Genomic DNA, 19,074 nt, shown 5'->3' with positions numbered 1-19,074 from the left:
AAACTACGCAGGGATTTTTACTGCAAAGCGTGCAAACCGCTCCGCCTTACGCGGCATACTTTCCATAAAACAAGAAAAACCACAGCGGAACGGCGCAAACGCTGCATGGCGGCGGCAAGCCGTGTATACTGTGCAGGAAACAGACTCCGCTCTTTCACACACTTCAAGAACTATCATGGCTCAAGGCACGCTTTATATAATTTCCGCCCCCAGCGGCGCAGGCAAATCCAGCCTGATTCAGGCTATGCTGAAAACGCAGCCGCTCTACGATACACAGGTATCCATTTCGCATACTACGCGCGGAATGCGTCCCGGCGAGCAGCACGGCGAGCACTACTATTTCGTTTCTAAACAAGAGTTTGAAACGATGATTGAGCAGGATGCTTTTCTTGAGCATGCTGAAGTGTTTGGCAATTATTATGGCACTTCGCGTGAGGCCATTGCTCAAGTGCTGGCAACCGGCGTTGATGTCTTTCTGGATATTGACTGGCAGGGCGCGCAGCAGATTCGGCAGAAAATGCCTTCGGCACGCAGTATTTTTGTTTTGCCGCCTTCAAAAGAGGAGCTGGATCGCCGCTTACGCGGTCGCGGTCAGGATAGCGAAGAGGTTATTGCTCGCCGTATGGCTCAGGCCGTAGCAGAAATGAGCCACTATGCCGAGTACGACTATTTAATTGTTAATGATGATTTTGATCTGGCGCTATCGGATCTCAAAACCATTATTCGCGCTGAGCGTCTGCGTATGGGCCGTCAAAAAGCCCGGCATGATGCATTAATCAGCAAACTATTGGCAGACTGAAGTCACTTTCAGTATTATGCCCAGTCATTTCTTCACCTGTGGAGTAGCACACTTATGGCACGCGTAACCGTTCAGGACGCAGTAGAGAAAATTGGTAACCGTTTTGACCTGGTTCTGGTCGCCGCACGTCGCGCACGTCAGATGCAGGTGAGCGGTAAAGATCCGCTGGTACCGGAAGAGAACGATAAACCGACCGTTATCGCTCTGCGTGAAATCGAAGAAGGCCTGATCACCAATCAGATCCTTGATGTTCGTGAGCGCCAGGAACAGCATGAGCAAGAAGCCGCCGAGTTGCAGGCTGTTACCGCTATCGCTGAAGGTCGTCGTTAATTAGCCGGAAGGCTCGCCCTTGTATCTTTTTGAAAGCCTCAATCAGCTGATTGAACAATACTTGCCTGAGGAGCAGATCAAGCGCCTCAAGCAAGCTTACCTTGTCGCACGTGATGCTCACGAGGGGCAGACTCGCTCCAGCGGTGAGCCTTATATCACCCATCCCGTCGCCGTCGCCTGTATCCTGGCGGAAATGAAGCTCGACTATGAAACGCTCATGGCCGCGCTACTGCATGACGTGATTGAAGACACTCCCGCCACCTATCAGGACATGGAACAGCTGTTCGGCAAAAGCGTCGCCGAACTGGTTGAAGGCGTATCCAAGCTGGATAAGCTGAAGTTCCGTGATAAAAAAGAGGCGCAGGCGGAGAACTTCCGCAAAATGATCATGGCGATGGTGCAGGACATTCGCGTCATCCTGATCAAGCTGGCCGACCGTACGCATAATATGCGTACGCTGGGCTCGCTGCGGCCCGATAAACGGCGGCGCATCGCACGTGAAACGCTGGAAATCTATAGTCCGCTGGCGCACCGCCTGGGTATTCATCATCTGAAAACCGAACTGGAAGAGCTGGGTTTTGAAGCGCTCTATCCCAATCGTTATCGTGTGATAAAAGAAGTGGTGAAAGCCGCGCGCGGTAACCGTAAGGAGATGATCCAAAAAATCCTTGCGGAGATTGAAGGACGTTTGCAGGAAGCCGGTGTTCCCTGTCGCGTTTTTGGCCGTGAAAAGCATCTCTATTCCATATACTGCAAAATGCATCTGAAAGAGCAGCGCTTTCACTCCATTATGGATATTTACGCGTTTCGCGTGATTGTCTGCGATGTGGATACCTGTTATCGCGTGCTGGGTCAGATGCACAGCCTGTATAAGCCGCGTCCGGGACGGGTGAAAGATTACATCGCCATCCCGAAGGCAAACGGCTATCAGTCGCTGCATACCTCGATGATTGGTCCGCATGGCGTGCCGGTTGAGGTGCAAATCCGTACGGAAGATATGGATCAGATGGCGGAAATGGGGGTTGCGGCGCACTGGGCTTACAAAGAGCAAGGCGAGAGCGGCACGACAGCCCAGATTCGCGCACAGCGCTGGTTGCAAAGCCTGCTGGAATTGCAGCAAAGCGCCGGCAGCTCCTTTGAATTTATCGAAAGCGTTAAATCCGATCTTTTCCCGGATGAGATTTACGTTTTCACCCCGGAAGGGCGCATTGTCGAACTGCCTGCTGGCGCCACGCCGGTGGACTTCGCCTATGCGGTACATACCGATATTGGTCATGCCTGCGTGGGTGCCCGCGTCGATCGTCAGCCCTATCCTCTTTCGCAGCCGCTGGCCAGCGGCCAGACGGTGGAAATCATTACTGCGCCCGGCGCGCGCCCCAATGCCGCCTGGCTTAACTTTGTTGTCAGTTCAAAAGCGCGCGCCAAGATCCGTCAACTGCTGAAAAATCTCAAGCGCGAAGACTCAGTGAGTCTGGGACGACGCCTGCTTAACCATGCGCTGGGCGGTAGCCGTAAACTGGCTGAGATTGCGCCGGAAAGCATTGAGCAAGAGCTGGAGCGGATGAGGCTGGCGTCGCTGGACGACCTGCTGGCGGAAATCGGCCTGGGCAATGCGATGAGCGTTGTGGTGGCAAAAAATCTGCTGGATACGGCAGGCGGCGCTTCTACCAACTCCACATCGCGCAGCAAGCTGCCTATTAAAGGCGCTGATGGCGTGCTGATAACCTTTGCCAAATGCTGTCGTCCTATTCCTGGCGACCCGATTGTGGCACATATCAGTCCCGGTAAGGGATTAGTGGTTCACCATGAATCGTGTCGTAACATTCGTGGCTATCAAAAAGAGCCCGAGAAGTTTATGGCGGTGGAATGGGATAAGGTGACTGAGCAAGAGTTTGTCGCTGAGATCAAAGTTGATATGTTTAACCATCAGGGCGCGCTGGCGAACCTGACGGCGGCAATTAACACAGCCAAATCGAATATTCAAAGCCTGAACACAGAAGAGCGTGACGGCCGCGTTTACAGCGCCTTTATTCGTTTGACGGCACGCGATCGCGTTCATTTGGCAAATATTATGCGCAAAATCCGCGTAATGCCGGATGTGATCAAAGTTCACCGTAACCGAAACTAACGCATGAATGCTCAACGTTTTGCTCGTATACGCGAGATGCTGGCCGCGCGCCAGCATGATCTTACCGTATGCATGGAGCAGGTACATAAACCCCACAACGTGTCCGCCATCATTCGTACGGCGGACGCGGTGGGCGTGCATGAAGTTCACGCCATCTGGCCTGCTAACCGGATGCGTACTGTGGTTTCCTCTGCTGCCGGCAGCAACAGCTGGGTACAGGTGAAAACCCACCGTACAATCGCAGATGCGGTAACCCATCTGAAGCAGCAGGATATGCAGATTCTGGCGACCAACCTTTCCGCTAAAGCGGTTGATTTTCGTGAAATCGACTATACGCGGCCAACCTGTATTTTAATGGGTCAGGAAAAAACCGGCATTACGCAGGAAGCGCTGGCACTGGCCGATCGGGATATTATTATTCCTATGGTGGGCATGGTGCAGTCGCTGAACGTTTCAGTCGCCTCCGCGCTGATTCTGTATGAGGCACAGCGCCAGCGGCAAAACGCTGGCATGTACCAGCGCGATAGCAGTACGCTGCCGCATTCGGAACAGCAGCGCCTGTTGTTTGAAGGTGGTTATCCGGTACTGGCGCGCGTGGCGAAACAAAAAGGGCTGCCCCGCCCCGAGATCGACGACAACGGCGAGGTGGTTGCCGATGCCGGGTGGTGGGCCGCCATGCAGTCAACGGCGAAACGATGAAAGGCCACCTGCTGGATGCCGTTCCGCTCAGCACGCTTTCCGGCGTAGGCGCCAGCCAGGCCGGAAAGCTGGCGAAAATCGGGCTGCATACCGTGCAGGATTTGCTGCTGCATCTGCCGCTGCGCTATGAAGATCGCACACAACTCTACCGCATTAATGACCTGCTGCCGGGGATCTGGGCGACGGTTGAAGGTGAAGTGCTGCATACCGACGTAACCTTTGGACGCCGCCGGATGCTGGTTAGCCAGATTAGCGATGGTTCTGGCGTAGTGACATTGCGCTTTTTCAATTTCAACGCGGGTATGAAGAATGGACTTTCACCCGGCGCGCGCGTGACGGCTTATGGCGAGATTAAACGCGGCCAGCGCGGTGCCGAGATGATCCATCCGGAGTATCGTATTCAGGGCGAGCACAGCGTCACCGAGCTACAGGAAACGCTGACGCCGGTTTATCCCACGACAGAAGGAATTCGCCAGGCCACGCTGCGTAGCCTGACCGATCAGGCGCTTCAGTTACTGGATACCTGCCCGATTGCTGAGCTGCTGCCAGCCGAATTAAGCGGCGGTCTGCTTAGCCTGCCTGATGCGTTACGCACGCTGCATCGACCACCGCCAGATATCCAGCTGGTTGATCTGGAAAGCGGCCGCCATCCCGCTCAACGTCGTTTAATCCTTGAAGAACTGCTGGCGCATAATCTCAGCATGTTGGCGGTACGCGCTGGCGCTCAACGCTATCATGCACTGGCAATGCCGCCGCGCCATACATTGCGCGATCGTCTGTTGGCGGCGCTGCCTTTTAAACCGACCGCAGCCCAGCAACGGGTGGTTAAAGAGATTGAGCAGGATCTTACCCAAGATTATCCCATGATGCGGCTGGTTCAGGGCGATGTTGGCTCTGGCAAAACGCTGGTTGCGGCCCTGGCTGCGCTGGATGTGATTGCGCATGGTAAGCAAGTTGCGCTGATGGCACCGACCGAGCTACTGGCTGAACAGCATGCTAACAATTTCCGGCAGTGGTTTGCCCCGCTGGGCATCGAGGTAGGCTGGCTGGCGGGCAAACAAAAAGGCAAAGCGCGGCTGGCCCAGCAGGAAGCCATTGCCAGCGGCCAGGTCTCTATGGTGGTGGGCACGCACGCTATTTTTCAGGAACAGGTGCAGTTTAATGGTCTGGCGCTGGTGATTATCGATGAGCAGCATCGCTTCGGCGTCCACCAGCGGCTTGCGCTGTGGGAAAAAGGCGAGGAGCAAGGGTTCCATCCTCATCAGTTAATTATGACCGCAACACCGATCCCGCGTACGCTGGCAATGACCGCCTATGCCGATCTGGATACCTCGGTTATCGATGAACTTCCTCCGGGACGCACGCCGGTCACCACGGTGGCCATCCCTGATTCGCGACGCGCTGAGATTATTGAACGGGTAAAAAGCGCCTGTCACACAGAAGGCCGCCAGGCTTACTGGGTATGCACCCTGATTGAAGAGTCCGACCTGCTGGAAGCGCAGGCGGCGGAAGCCACCTGGGAAGAGTTAAAGCTGGCGCTGCCTGATTTACAGGTAGGCCTGGTTCATGGCCGCATGAAGCCACAGGAAAAGCAGGATGTGATGCAGGCTTTCAAACAGGGCAAGATGCAACTGCTGGTCGCGACCACGGTCATTGAAGTCGGCGTGGATGTCCCCAACGCCAGCCTGATGATTATTGAAAACCCGGAACGTCTGGGCCTTGCTCAGTTGCATCAGCTTCGTGGCCGCGTTGGCCGTGGTGCGGTTGCCTCTCATTGTGTACTGCTCTATAAATCCCCACTGAGCAAAACGGCGCAAAAGCGCCTGCAGGTGCTGCGCGACAGCAATGACGGCTTCGTTATTGCCCAGTGCGATCTGGAAATTCGCGGACCTGGAGAGCTGTTGGGCACACGGCAAACCGGCAACGCGGAGTTTAAAGTGGCCGACCTGCTGCGTGATCAGGCCCTGATCCCTGAAGTACAGCGTATTGCACGCCATATCCACCAGCATTATCCGCAACAGGCGCAGGCGTTAATTGAACGCTGGCTGCCGGAAACCGATCGCTACACTAACGCCTGACGTCTCTTTTCTGATCCCGGACAAATCCTGTTTAAATAACCGGTGTGCCATAAACACAGCAGCTGAGCAAACGATTGCTTTTAAGATGCAGTGAATTACAATCGCCACTTTGTTTCTCAGGGAACCCTAATCATGTCCGCCAATCCTCATGAAATCGCCCCGTCCGCCACCGGCGTGACGCCGAAGAGCGAACTCATTTATCGCCTGGAAGATCGCCCACCGCTGGCGCAAACCCTCTTTGCCGCCTGCCAGCATCTGCTGGCAATGTTCGTGGCGGTAATTACTCCTGCGCTGCTGATTTGTCAGGCCCTTGGGCTGCCCGCTCAGGATACGCAGCACATTATCAGCATGTCGCTGTTTGCCTCTGGCGTGGCGTCGATTTTGCAGATTAAAACCTGGGGGCCGGTAGGCTCAGGGCTCCTCTCTATCCAGGGCACCAGCTTTAATTTTGTAAGCCCACTGATAATGGGCGGTCTGGCATTGAAAAATGGCGGTGCCGATGTCCCCACGATGATGGCTGCTTTATTCGGCACGCTGATGGTCGCCTCCTGCACTGAAATGATAATTTCCCGTGTACTGCATCTGGCGCGCCGGATTATTACGCCGCTGGTTTCCGGTATCGTGGTAATGATTATCGGTCTGTCGCTGATTCAGGTGGGCTTAACTTCTATTGGCGGCGGCTTTGCCGCGATGAACGATCATACCTTTGGCGCGCCGAAAAATCTGCTGTTGGCAGGCGCGGTTCTGGCGGTGATCATTATCCTCAATCGTCAGCGGAACCCTTACCTGCGCGTCGCCTCACTGGTGATTGCAATGGCGGTGGGCTATTTGCTGGCATGGGCGCTGGACATGCTGCCGGAAAACACCACCCCAGCCAACAGTGCGCTGGTGGCTGTGCCGATGCCGCTCTATTATGGCCTGGGCTTTGACTGGAACCTGCTGATTCCGCTGATGCTGGTATTTATGGTGACCTCGCTGGAAACCATCGGCGATATTACCGCCACCTCTGATGTCTCAGAGCAGCCGGTTAGCGGACCGCTTTATATGAAACGTCTGAAAGGCGGCGTGCTGGCAAATGGTTTTAACTCTTTTGTCTCTGCGCTGTTTAACACTTTTCCTAACTCCTGCTTCGGTCAGAACAACGGCGTTATCCAGCTGACCGGCGTTGCCAGCCGTTACGTCGGCTTTGTGGTGGCGTTAATGCTGATCGTGCTGGGTCTGTTTCCTGCGGTAAGCGGCTTTGTACAACATATTCCGGAGCCGGTACTGGGTGGCGCGACGATTGTGATGTTCGGCACCATTGCCGCATCCGGCGTACGTATTGTCTCACGCGAGCCGCTAAATCGTCGGGCAATTATGATTATGGCGCTCTCGCTGGCAGTAGGGCTTGGCGTGTCGCAGCAGCCGCTGATCCTGCAGTTTGCGCCAGAGTGGTTAAAAACCCTGCTCTCCTCCGGTATCGCCGCCGGCGGTATTACCGCAATCTTGCTGAACCTGTTTTTCCCTCACGAGAAGTAACCCTGGCGGGGCGGGCTTTGGCTCGCCCTCCGCCACGTATTTATTCCGGCTTTACAACCAGGCGGTTGAGCTATGTCAGTAATTAAGGCATAACAGGCGATACCGGAAATTCATACGGAAGGATGCAAATGAAATTTATCGGAAAGTTAACGCTTTCGCTGCTGTTACTACTGCTGCTGGCGCTGGTAACGATCTATCTTTTGCTGCAAACCCGTTGGGGTGCGGAATGGGTCAGCAGACGCATAAGCGACGATACCGCCTGGCATCTCTCCGTCAGTAAAATAGAGCATAACTTTTCCGCTCCAGGTCTGCTGACCTTACGTAATGTGAGTTTTGGTCACGATGGCCAGCCCGCCGTGATGGTGGCAAAAACCGTTAATCTCGGTTTGTCCCTCTCTCTGTTTAGCGAGGCCCCACGCTTTACGCGCATTGAGTTGCAGGATGGCGCGCTGAACGCCGCCAATATGTCGGCGAATATGACCTTGCCGTTACAGGCCGAGCGCCTTCAGCTGCGCAATATGCAACTCCATAGCCCCCGGCAGACGTTCAACGCAATAGCGTTAAACGGCGGCGTGATCCCCTGGCAGCCGCGCGCGGGTAATATTTTGGGTAATAAGGCCAGCTTTCAGGCCAGTGCAGAAAGCGTAACGTTACAGGGAGTGACGGTGACCCATGCACTGGTACAGGGAAAAATAAACGACAAAGTGCTGGTGATTAATAATTTCGGCGGCGACCTGGCACGTGGCTCGGTAACCGGTAGCGCACAACGCGATGCACAAGGTAAATGGGATGTATCTGCGCTGCGCCTGAATGACATTCGCCTGCAAACAGACAAATCGCTTAGCGCATTCTTACAGCCGCTACGTAGCTTGCCTGCGGTACACTTTTCTCGCGTGGATGTGACGAATACCCATCTGCAGGGGCCGGACTGGGCGGTAACCGATCTCGATTTGTTGTTAAAAAGCGTCACGTTAAGCAATGGCGACTGGCAAAGCGATGACGGCTCGCTGGCGCTGAATGCCGACAACTTTATCAATGGTCAGCTGACGTTAAACGATCCAATTCTGAATCTCGACTTTTCTCCACAAGGCATTACGGACGCACGGTTTAGTTCACGCTGGGTTAATGGCTTAATCCGTGCACAGGGCAGTTGGCAACGTCAGACCAAGCGGCTTACGCTGGATGAGTTGGTGCTGGCCGGGCTGGAATATACGCTGCCGGAAAACTGGCGCGATCGCTGGATGGCATCGCTGCCCGCCTGGCTTGATAGCGTGCTGGTGAAAAAGCTAAGCGGCAATCGTAATTTGATTATTGATGTAAATCCTCAGTATCCCTTTCAGATAACCGCACTGGATACCAACGGTTCCGATCTCTTGCTGGCGCAGCATCGTCAGTGGGGCATCTGGCAAGGCTCCCTTAATCTGAACGCGGCGGAAGCCACATTCAACCGAACCGACGTTCGTCATCCTTCGCTGGCGTTAAATGCCGATGCTGAACAGATCGCGGTAACGGAAATGAGCGCGTTTGTAGATAAAGGCATGCTGGAAGGTGCGGCAACGCTGGATCAAACGCCGGCGCGTCATCTTTCGTTAACGCTGAATGGCCGGGCCGTACCGGCGGATGTGCTACAAAACTGGGGTTGGCCAGCGCCGCCGCTCACCGGTCAGGCCACGCTGCAGCTACAGCTGAATGCGCGCCTGGCGGCAAAGACGCCGTTAAAAAGCAGCGCTAACGGCACATTAACGCTCTCCACAGACGGCAAAACCTTGCAACAGTCAATGACTCAGGGCGAAGTCAGCACTCATCCGTGAGGCTCCAGCGGCCCGTCGGGATCGGCGGGCAGCACAATATAGACACCGCTAAAGACCGCCCCGCACTCCTCGTTACCAAACAGCTCCACTTCCAGCTGCACGCGCGCTTTACGTCCGCGCGCCAGACGGTCAAGGTCGCCGCTGAGTGAACCGAGATCGGCAGAAGCGCTGGGCTTGCCGCTGACAGGCTTGCTGTAACGGATATGGGCATCGGCCAGGATAATCGTGCCGCCTAAATGACGCTCGCGCAGCAGCAGCCAGATCAATCCCCAGCCGGTGAGCGTGGCCAGGGAAAACAGACTGCCCGCAAAAAGCGTATGGTGTGGGTTTTGATTGCCGGTTTCCGGCATGGTGGTCATAAATTTTTGACCGGTATATTGCGTAATGCGCACGCCCATTTTTTCACTGAGCGGAATGTGCTCATACCAGGCCTGCTGCAGTTGCCCGCACCAGTCAGCACGATGCAGGATATCATCCAGCGTGATCACCGGTTTAATCATTAAAAAGTGGCGTACCGGCGTACTGAGCGGTGCGGTAATTTCGCCCTGATTAACGTAGCCCAGCTTGGCAAAGAATTCGACCGCATCCTCACGCGCGCTACACACCACACGCTTAACGCCTTCCTGACGGGCGACGGATTCCAGCGTCATCGCTACCAGCGTGCCTAAACCCTTGCCCTGTACGGTAGGATGTACTGCCAGAAAGCGAATAGAGGCTTCATTGTCCGCATTGATATAAAGACGCCCTGCAGCGACAGGTTTTCCCTGTTCATCCACTACCATTTGATGATGGGCCATCGCGTCCCAGGCGTCCCGCTCGGAACCCTGCGGCTGACGCAGCGGCTTACGTAACATTTCCCAGCGGAACTGGTAATACATTTCCAGCTCTTCGGCAGTTTCCGGCACTCGTAGATGATACATAAAAGGATTCTCTCATTCGGCGTAGGCGTGGTTGTTCCGGACGGCTATGGCTACCGGCATCATACCTGTAGCCAAAAGGTCACCGGTCCATCATTCACTAAGGCGACCTGCATATCTGCGGCAAAGCGCCCGTTCTCTACGGGTAGATTTTTCTGTCGGCAGCAGTCGCTGAAATAGTGGTAGAGGCGCTCCGCCTCCTGTGGCTCAGCGCCACGGGAGAAGCTGGGCCGCATGCCCTTTTGTGTGTCGGCAGCCAGCGTAAACTGCGAAACCACCAGTACGCTCCCGCCCGCCTGCTGGACATTGAGGTTCATTTTGCCATTTTCATCGCTAAAAATACGATAGCCCAGCACGCGTTCACACAGGCGCTGCGCTTTTTGCTCATCATCTTCTTTTTCCACACCCAGCAATATCAGCAAACCGGGACCAATCTTGCCCACCGTTTCATCTGCTACCGTAACGCTGGCGCTCAGCACCCGCTGAATTAATGCAATCATGCTTCCTCGCTGCCTTTTTCTTGTCGCTGCTGCTGACGATACTCGCCCAGCGTGACGGTTATCTCCGCCCCTAATAATACGATACACCACGTCCAGTAAACCCACAGGAACAGGATCGGGATCACGGCCAACACGCCGTAAATCAACTGATACGAAGGGAACATGGTGACGTAAAGCGCAAACGCTTTTTTACCTAATTCAAACAGCAAGCCCGCAACCAGCGCTCCGATTAATGCGTCACGCTGCGGCACCCGCGTGGTTGGTACCAGACTATATAACAGCCAGAAGGCCAGCCATGAAAGCAGCAGAGGGAAAAGACGCAGCGTCTGATCGATAAGCCCGGTTACTCCGCTCACGGCCATCCATTTTAACGACAAAAGCCAGGTGCTAATTGCCAGACTGGCCCCGGCCAACAACGGCCCCAGCGTCAGGATCATCCAATAGACCGCAAAAGAGTAAACCAACGGGCGCTTTTTCTGGCTGCGCCAGATGGCATTCAGCGCGCTGTCGATAGAGTGCATCAGCAGCAGCGCAGTGACTATCAGCCCAACCGCGCCTACAACCGTCATTTTATTCACGTTGGCGACAAACTGATCGAGGTAATCCTGCACCACATTGCCTGCGGCCGGGACAAAATTATTAAAGATAAAGTGCTTTAGCTGTACGCTGATCTCGGCGAACACCGGAAAAGCGGCAAACAGCGAAAAGACCACCGCCACCAGCGGCACCAGGGCCAGCAAGGAAACAAAGGCCAGGTTGCCCGCTTCGGTGGTCATGCCATCGTGTTCGATACGATGCCAGAGGAGTTTGAGCCAGGTACCCGTAGCGCGGATACGTGGACGTAAAAAAAACTGCACCATCAGCTAACCACGATGGGCAAACCAGTTCGGCACGACCTGCGCATCGGTAACATGCACGGCGGTTATCCCCAACTGGCGCGCCGCCTCGATGTTCTCAAGATTATCATCAAAGAACACGGCCTCGTCGGGACTAAAGCCCTCTTCTTGCAGCACCCGCTGGAAAATACGCGCTTCCGGTTTGCGCATTCCCAGATCCTGCGAAAGATAGAGCTTATCAGCAGCCTGCTGCACTTCCGGATACTGTGAAGGCCAGTAATCGCAGTGCAGTCGGTTGGTATTAGAGAGGATGACCACGCGTTCGCCACGGCTGCGCAGTTGTTGCATCAGGGTAATCACTTCTGGTCGCAGACCCACAAACACCGCCTGCCAGCCCGCCGTAAATTGTTCGTAGCTGAGCGCGATATCCAGCTCAGCACAAAGGTTAGCAGCGAACTGCTCATCGCTTATTTCGCCACGCTCATGCTGCTCAAAATTTTCGCCCATCTGAAAACGACTTTTTAACAACGCCAGCGGAACGCGACCAAGGTCGCTCCAGACGCCTAATACCCGGCTAAAGTCGATATCTACAATGACATTACCTAAATCAAAGATATACAGCATAGCCATCTCCTTCCCGTCGTAGAGGAGTAACTTTAGCGGGAAAGCATCACTTTGACTATGCGGCATTGCGCATCATGCTCACACAAGGTGAAGAAACCGCGCCAGGTAAAGGGTCACCTGACCGGCCGAAAAGGGTAAGGTACTTGATAAGGCTGGAGGGCAGGCAAAAGCCGTTCTTAATTAGCCAGCCCGTGGCCTGTTTTGCTTATCGGGAATAAAGGTGGATTACGGTAACCGTAATCGTCAGGCATAAAAAAGCCCCGCCTTTACAGGCAGGGCTTTTGCGTAGCAGACGAGAACTTAAACGTCTTTGCTACCGCGTGAAGCGCGTTTACGATCGTTTTCCGTCAGGTGACGTTTACGAATACGTACGGAAGTCGGCGTTACTTCAACCAGTTCGTCATCATCGATGAACTCGATCGCCTGCTCCAGCGTCATCTTGATCGGCGGTACCAGCGTAGTCGCTTCGTCCGTACCGGATGCACGCATGTTGGTCAGTTTCTTACCGGTCAGACAGTTTACAGTCAGGTCATTAGAACGGCTGTGAATGCCGATAATCTGTCCTTCGTAAACTTCCGCACCGTGACCCAGGAACAGCTTGCCGCGATCCTGCAGACCAAACAGCGCAAAGGCAACCGCTTTGCCCTGACCGTTAGAGATCAGAACGCCGTTCTGACGCTGACCCACTTCGCCCGGACGCACGTCGTCGTAATGGCTGAAGGTAGAGTACAGCAGGCCAGTACCGGAGGTCATGGTCATGAATTCGTTACGGAAACCGATCAGACCACGGCTTGGGATCACGTAGTCAAGACGTACGCGGCCTTTGCCATCCGGATCCATGTTTTTCATGTCACCTTTACGTTCGCCCATCGCCTGCATGACCGCGCCCTGATGCTGTTCTTCGATATCCAGCGTCACGTTTTCAAACGGTTCTTGCTTGCGACCGTCAACTTCGCGGAAGATAACTTTCGGACGGGATACCGCCAGCTCAAAGCCTTCACGACGCATGTTTTCGATCAGTACGGAGAGGTGCAGCTCGCCACGACCAGAAACACGGAAAGCATCCGCATCTTCGGTCTCTTCAACGCGCAGCGCAACGTTATGTACCAGCTCTTTCTTCAGACGATCCAGGATCTGACGTGAAGTAACGTATTTACCTTCTTTACCGCAGAACGGAGAGGTGTTGACGTTAAAGAACATGGTTACGGTCGGCTCATCCACGCTCAGCGGCGGCAGCGCTTCTACGTTCTGCGTGTCGCAGATCGTATCAGAGATGTTCAGTTCGCCCAGACCGGTGATAGCGATAATGTCGCCCGCTTCAGCCAGATCGGTATCGATACGCTCCAGACCAAGGTGACCCAGCACTTTGCCGACTTTCGCGTTACGCGTTTTGCCGGTGCTGTCGATAATCGTTACCTGCTGGTTCGGTTTCACCTTACCACGCTTGATACGACCGATACCGATAACGCCCAGGTAGTTGTTGTAGTCCAGCTGAGAGATCTGCATCTGCAGCGGGCCGTCCAGGTCAACATTCGGAGCCGGAACGTGCTTAACAATCGCCTCATACAGCGGGGTCATGTCGTCAGCCATATCGCTGTGCTCAACGCCAGCAATACCCTGCAGCGCTGAAGCATAAATAATCGGGAAATCGAGCTGCTCGTCGGTGGCATCCAGGTTTACGAACAGGTCAAACACCTGATCAACAACCCAGTCAGGACGTGCGCCCGGACGGTCGATTTTGTTGATAACCACAATCGGCTTCAGGCCATGCGCAAAGGCTTTTTTGGTCACGAAACGCGTCTGCGGCATTGGGCCATCCATCGCGTCGACAACCAGCAGCACTGAATCAACCATGGACATCACGCGCTCAACTTCACCACCGAAGTCGGCGTGTCCCGGGGTATCAACGATGTTGATACGATAGTCGTTCCATTTGATGGCGGTATTTTTCGCGAGGATGGTAATCCCACGCTCTTTCTCCAAATCGTTGGAGTCCATTACACGCTCAGTTGCTTCAGTACGGGCATCAAAAGTACCAGACTGTTGCAACAGTTTATCAACCAGGGTGGTTTTCCCATGGTCAACGTGCGCAATAATGGCGATGTTACGCAAATTTTCGATCACAGCTTTGCCTCAGGCATTAGAAATAGCGCGCTATTGTACACGGATTAATCGAAGGACTGAACAGGATCACAAATATCAAAGAAAGAATGCTGCAAGGCTTGCCTTAAACACCACTTTCAGTGCAAAAAATGCACCTGATTGATCAACTGCACCATAACAGTGCCCAAACTCTACTCAATTGCACTACAATGGTGCGCGATATCCATCATGGTGCATCCCTCGTTTGACGAGAGCGCTTATAATAGCGCTTTTTAGCCAAAATAATAAAGTTGGCACAAAATTCGCTTTAATCAGTTCAAGCCAAAACGACAGTTTCCACAACGGTTGATAGCTTGTCTGAGATCTTTATCGCCTACTGTACGCTGATCTTTACGCGTCTGGCAGGGTGAAGTTCTCTTTCCACGACGACAATGACAATTACCAGGAGAGTTGAGTATGTCTGCTGAACACGTTCTCTCGATGATGAACGAACACGAAGTGAAGTTTGTTGACCTGCGTTTTACCGATACCAAAGGTAAAGAACAACATGTGACCATTCCGGCACATCAGGTTAACGCAGACTTCTTCGAAGAAGGCAAAATGTTCGATGGTTCCTCCATCGGCGGCTGGAAAGGTATTAACGAGTCAGACATGGTGCTGATGCCGGACGCGTCCACAGCAGTACTGGATCCTTTCTTCGAAGACTCCACGCTGATCATCCGTTGTGACATTCTGGAGCCTGGCACCATGCAGGGCTACGATCGCGACCCACGTTCAATCGCCAAGCGCGCTGAAGATTTCCTGCGCTCTTCCGGCATTGCCGATACCGTACTGTTTGGCCCTGAACCTGAGTTCTTCCTGTTCGACGATATCCGCTTTGGCAGCAGCACATCCGGTTCTCACGTTGCTATCGATGATATCGAAGCGGCCTGGAACACCGGCAAAGAATATGAAGGCGGCAACAAAGGTCACCGTCCGGGTCTGAAAGGCGGCTATTTCCCGGTACCGCCGGTTGACTCCGCACAGGACATCCGTTCTGCCATGTGTCTGACCATGGAGCAGATGGGCCTGGTTGTTGAAGCACACCACCATGAAGTGGCCACCGCAGGTCAGAACGAAGTGGCAACCCGCTTCAATACCATGGTGAAAAAAGCCGACGAAATTCAGATCTACAAATATGTCGTGCATAACGTGGCGCACGCCTACGGCAAAACCGCGACCTTTATGCCGAAGCCGATGTTTGGCGATAACGGTTCTGGCATGCACTGCCATATGTCCCTGTCAAAAGGCGGCACAAACCTGTTCGCAGGCGATAAATACGGCGGCCTGTCTGAAATGGCGCTGTTCTATATCGGCGGCGTAATCAAACACGCGAAAGCCATTAATGCCCTGGCTAACCCAACCACCAACTCCTATAAGCGTCTGGTTCCGGGTTACGAAGCGCCGGTTATGCTGGCCTACTCAGCGCGTAACCGCTCAGCATCTATCCGTATTCCGGTGGTCGCCAGCCCGAAAGCACGCCGTATCGAAGCTCGCTTCCCGGATCCGGCAGCTAACCCGTACCTGGCGTTCGCTGCGCTGCTGATGGCAGGCCTGGACGGTATCATCAACAAGATCCATCCTGGCGACGCCATGGATAAAAACCTGTATGACCTGCCGCCGGAAGAAGAAGCTGAAATTCCAAAAGTGGCCGGTTCGCTGGAAGAAGCGCTGAACGCGCTGAACGAAGACCGCGAGTTCCTGACCCGTGGCGGCGTGTTTACCGATGATGCTATCGATGCTTACATCGAGCTGCGTAAGGCTGAAATGGATCGCGTGCGTATGACGCCGCATCCGGTAGAGTTCGAGCTTTACTACAGCGTTTAATTGGTTTGCGTTTTTTGTTGCCGTGGAAACTTTCAGCCCATCTTCGGATGGGCTTTTTTCTCCACCTTATCAACGGTCGGAATATCGCGTTATCGAACCTGAAGCTATAATGCACTGATTTGGTGCAGGAGAACGCTGTATGGCAACTGGCCTGTTGCCCGATGCCGGGCAGATTCTCAATTCCCTGATTAACAGTATCCTGCTGATCGATAACGAGCTGGTTATTCATTATGCCAATCCAGCGGCACAGCAGCTGTTAGCACAAAGTTCCCGTAAGCTTTTTGGCACGCCGTTGCCTGAACTGATTGGCTATTTCTCTTTAAATATCGCTGTTATGCAGGAAAGCCTTGCCGCTGGCCAGGGGTTTACCGACAGCGAGGTAACGCTGGTAGTGGATGGGCGCGCCCATATCATGTCATTAACGGCGCAGCGACTGCCGGATGGCCTTATCCTGCTGGAAATGGCGCCGATGGATAATCAACGCCGCCTCAGCCAGGAACAGATCCAGCATGCGCAGCAGGTTGCCGCCCGCGATCTGGTTCGGGGCCTGGCCCATGAGATTAAAAATCCGCTGGGCGGGCTGCGTGGTGCCGCACAGCTACTGGCTAAAGCATTGCCCGATCCGTCGCTGACGGAATATACCAAAGTCATTATTGAGCAGGCAGATCGGCTGCGTAATCTGGTAGACCGTCTGTTAGGGCCGCAGCAGCCCGGTATGCACGTCACGCAAAGCATTCATCAGGTGGCGGAGCGCGTGGTTAACCTGGTCAATATGGAGCTGCCGGACAACATCTCTTTGGTACGCGATTACGATCCCAGCCTGCCAGAACTGCCCCACGATCCCGATCAGATAGAACAGGTTTTACTGAATATAGTCCGTAATGCGTTACAGGCGCTGGGCGAGGAAGGCGGCACCATTACCTTACGCACCCGCACCGCTTTCCAGCTTACTTTGCACGGTACCCGTTACCGGCTGGTGGCACGCATCGATGTGGAAGATGACGGACCAGGCATCCCGGGGAGGCTGCAGGATACGCTGTTTTACCCCATGGTCAGCGGCAGAGAGGGCGGCACCGGATTAGGGCTTTCCATTGCCCGCAGCCTGATCGATCAACATTCCGGAAAAATAGAATTTAGCAGTTGGCCAGGCCATACCGAATTTTCGATTTACCTGCCGATTCGTAAGTAGAGGTTTCTATGCAACGAGGGATAGTTTGGATCGTCGATGACGATAGCTCCATCCGCTGGGTACTTGAACGCGCACTTACAGGAGCTGGTTTAAGCTGTGCCACTTTTGAGAGTGGCAATGACGTGCTGGAAGCACTCGCAAGCAAAACCCCAGATGTTTTATTGTCAGATATTCGTATGCCCGGAATGGATGGCCTGGCGTTACTAAAACAAATTAAACAGCGGCATCCGATGCTGCCGGTCATCATTATGACCGCCCATTCCGATCTGGATGCGGCGGTGAGCGCCTATCAGCAGGGCGCTTTCGATTATTTGCCCAAGCCGTTTGATATTGATGAGGCTGTCGCCCTGGTTGAACGCGCAATTAGCCATTATCAGGAGCAGCAGCAGCCACGAGACCGACCGGTCAGTGGCCCGACAACCGATATTATTGGCGAAGCGCCAGCGATGCAGGATGTGTTTCGTATTATCGGCAGGCTTTCACGCTCGTCGATTAGCGTGTTGATTAATGGCGAGTCGGGGACCGGCAAGGAACTGGTAGCGCATGCCCTGCATCGCCACAGCCCACGTGCTAAGGCTCCCTTTATCGCCCTGAACATGGCGGCGATCCCTAAAGACCTGATTGAGTCTGAGCTGTTTGGCCATGAAAAAGGCGCGTTTACCGGCGCAAATCAGATCCGTCAGGGCCGTTTTGAACAGGCGGACGGCGGTACGCTGTTTCTGGATGAGATCGGCGATATGCCGCTGGATGTGCAAACACGTCTGCTGCGTGTGCTGGCGGACGGGCAATTTTATCGTGTTGGTGGCTATGCGCCGGTAAAAGTTGACGTGCGTATTATTGCAGCCACGCACCAGAATCTGGAGCTGCGCGTACAGGAAGGGAAATTCAGGGAGGACCTGTTCCATCGTCTGAACGTGATCCGCGTACATCTGCCGCCGCTGCGTGAGCGACGTGAAGATATTCCCCGGCTGGCGCGTTATTTTTTACAGGTTGCCGCGCGTGAACTGGGTGTGGAGGCCAAGATCCTGCATCCTGAGACTGAAGCGGCACTGACGCGTTTGCACTGGTCAGGTAATGTACGACAGCTGGAGAATACCTGCCGCTGGCTGACGGTGATGGCTGCCGGTCAGGAGGTATTGATCCAGGATCTGCCGCCGGAACTGTTTGAAAGCACCACCAGCGATACGGCAGTACAATCATTGCCCGATAGCTGGGCCACGCTGTTAGCGCAGTGGGCCGATCGGGCGTTGCGTTCCGGTCATCAAAATTTGCTGTCTGAGGCGCAACCGGAGATGGAGCGTACTTTGCTGACCACGGCACTACGCCATACGCAAGGACACAAGCAGGAAGCGGCGCGCTTACTCGGTTGGGGACGCAATACCCTGACGCGTAAACTGAAAGAACTGGGAATGGAGTAAGCAAGAAAAGCATATTTTTTGCACAATTTTTTATGCTTTGCTCTTTACACCCCGATGCCGTTCAGTATCATTTTGAGCGGTTATCGGGAGGCTTATCATGCTCGAATCGCTATTGGTTTCATTGAGCGCTGCAGGCGATGCAGCTGTCGGCCATCCACCGCAAACCGCTTTAGCGGCGGTGCTGTGTGCCGTAATGGTTAGTTTTTTCAGCTAATTAAAAAGGCCGGCGCATACCGGCCTTTTTGCTGCGCTGCATCG

16 protein-coding genes are annotated in these 19,074 nt (G+C 54.2%); 11 read left to right on the top strand and 5 right to left on the bottom strand.

Translation table 11 applies throughout. The features are described 5' to 3' along the window. The first annotated feature begins 175 nt into the window (after positions 1–175). The 7 genes from gmk (at position 176) to B1H58_RS07865 (ending at position 9,363) form a co-directional block, all read left to right on the top strand. Positions 176–799: a guanylate kinase gene (gmk, locus tag B1H58_RS07895; RefSeq protein WP_085072257.1), complete on the top strand. Its 624-nt coding sequence runs from the start codon at positions 176–178 to the stop codon at positions 797–799. Positions 800–853: 54 nt separating this feature from the next. Beyond that, positions 854–1,129 carry a DNA-directed RNA polymerase subunit omega gene (rpoZ, locus tag B1H58_RS07890; RefSeq protein ID WP_085069262.1) on the top strand — a complete coding sequence of 92 codons (276 nt, stop codon included), beginning with the start codon at positions 854–856 and terminating at the stop codon, positions 1,127–1,129. Positions 1,130–1,148: 19 nt separating this feature from the next. Beyond that, positions 1,149–3,257 (top strand): bifunctional GTP diphosphokinase/guanosine-3',5'-bis pyrophosphate 3'-pyrophosphohydrolase, encoded by a 2,109-nt coding sequence (spoT, locus tag B1H58_RS07885; RefSeq protein WP_085069260.1) that lies wholly within the window; start codon positions 1,149–1,151, stop codon positions 3,255–3,257. A gap of 3 nt (positions 3,258–3,260) precedes the next feature. Further along, a complete protein-coding gene (gene trmH, locus B1H58_RS07880; RefSeq protein WP_085069258.1) occupies positions 3,261–3,956 on the top strand; it encodes a tRNA (guanosine(18)-2'-O)-methyltransferase TrmH in 696 nt (231 codons plus the stop codon). Beyond that, entirely contained in the window at positions 3,953–6,034 is a 2,082-nt protein-coding gene (gene recG / locus B1H58_RS07875) for an ATP-dependent DNA helicase RecG (protein ID WP_085069256.1), read from the top strand. The genes trmH and recG overlap by 4 nt, the downstream gene beginning before the upstream one ends. A gap of 132 nt (positions 6,035–6,166) precedes the next feature. After that, positions 6,167–7,552 (top strand): nucleobase:cation symporter-2 family protein, encoded by a 1,386-nt coding sequence (locus tag B1H58_RS07870; protein ID WP_085069255.1) that lies wholly within the window; start codon positions 6,167–6,169, stop codon positions 7,550–7,552. A gap of 128 nt (positions 7,553–7,680) precedes the next feature. Continuing rightward, on the top strand, positions 7,681–9,363 hold the full coding sequence (locus B1H58_RS07865) for an AsmA family protein (RefSeq protein WP_085069253.1): 1,683 nt from the start codon (positions 7,681–7,683) through the stop codon (positions 9,361–9,363). On the opposite strand, the gene fabY is transcribed toward B1H58_RS07865, so the two are convergent. The 5 genes from fabY to typA all read right to left on the bottom strand — a co-directional run bounded on the left by fabY (position 9,354) and on the right by typA (position 14,364). Continuing rightward, positions 9,354–10,283 carry a fatty acid biosynthesis protein FabY gene (fabY, locus tag B1H58_RS07860; RefSeq protein ID WP_085069251.1) on the bottom strand — a complete coding sequence of 310 codons (930 nt, stop codon included), beginning with the start codon at positions 10,281–10,283 and terminating at the stop codon, positions 9,354–9,356. The two genes, B1H58_RS07865 and fabY, sit on opposite strands and share 10 nt — an antisense overlap. A gap of 59 nt (positions 10,284–10,342) precedes the next feature. Then, the gene (dtd, locus tag B1H58_RS07855; protein ID WP_085069249.1) at positions 10,343–10,780 is read right to left on the bottom strand and encodes a D-aminoacyl-tRNA deacylase; all 438 of its coding nucleotides are present in this window, start codon (positions 10,778–10,780) and stop codon (positions 10,343–10,345) included. Continuing rightward, the gene (locus B1H58_RS07850; RefSeq protein WP_085069247.1) at positions 10,777–11,640 is read right to left on the bottom strand and encodes a virulence factor BrkB family protein; all 864 of its coding nucleotides are present in this window, start codon (positions 11,638–11,640) and stop codon (positions 10,777–10,779) included. The genes dtd and B1H58_RS07850 overlap by 4 nt, the downstream gene beginning before the upstream one ends. A 3-nt stretch (positions 11,641–11,643) precedes the next feature. Beyond that, the gene (yihX, locus tag B1H58_RS07845; protein ID WP_085069245.1) at positions 11,644–12,240 is read right to left on the bottom strand and encodes a glucose-1-phosphatase; all 597 of its coding nucleotides are present in this window, start codon (positions 12,238–12,240) and stop codon (positions 11,644–11,646) included. A gap of 300 nt (positions 12,241–12,540) precedes the next feature. After that, positions 12,541–14,364, bottom strand: coding sequence for a ribosome-dependent GTPase TypA (gene typA / locus B1H58_RS07840; protein WP_085069243.1), 1,824 nt, complete (start codon positions 14,362–14,364; stop codon positions 12,541–12,543). Between the two features lie 435 nt (positions 14,365–14,799). Between typA and glnA the strand changes: the two genes are divergently transcribed. The 4 genes from glnA to B1H58_RS20585 all read left to right on the top strand — a co-directional run bounded on the left by glnA (position 14,800) and on the right by B1H58_RS20585 (position 19,030). Next, entirely contained in the window at positions 14,800–16,209 is a 1,410-nt protein-coding gene (glnA, locus tag B1H58_RS07835) for a glutamate--ammonia ligase (protein WP_085069241.1), read from the top strand. Between the two features lie 139 nt (positions 16,210–16,348). Next, positions 16,349–17,398: a nitrogen regulation protein NR(II) gene (glnL, locus tag B1H58_RS07830; RefSeq protein WP_085069239.1), complete on the top strand. Its 1,050-nt coding sequence runs from the start codon at positions 16,349–16,351 to the stop codon at positions 17,396–17,398. Between the two features lie 8 nt (positions 17,399–17,406). Then, on the top strand, positions 17,407–18,816 hold the full coding sequence (gene glnG, locus B1H58_RS07825; protein ID WP_085069237.1) for a nitrogen regulation protein NR(I): 1,410 nt from the start codon (positions 17,407–17,409) through the stop codon (positions 18,814–18,816). A 97-nt stretch (positions 18,817–18,913) separates the two neighbouring features. Continuing rightward, entirely contained in the window at positions 18,914–19,030 is a 117-nt protein-coding gene (locus B1H58_RS20585; RefSeq protein WP_157130157.1) for a YshB family small membrane protein, read from the top strand. The last annotated feature ends 44 nt before the right edge of the window (positions 19,031–19,074 follow it).

It is taken from the genome of Pantoea alhagi (genome assembly GCF_002101395.1).
GTDB lineage: Bacteria > Pseudomonadota > Gammaproteobacteria > Enterobacterales > Enterobacteriaceae > Mixta > Mixta alhagi.
The sequence above is the reverse complement of the archived record's forward strand: the minus strand, read 5'-3'. Positions and strand labels throughout refer to the sequence as shown.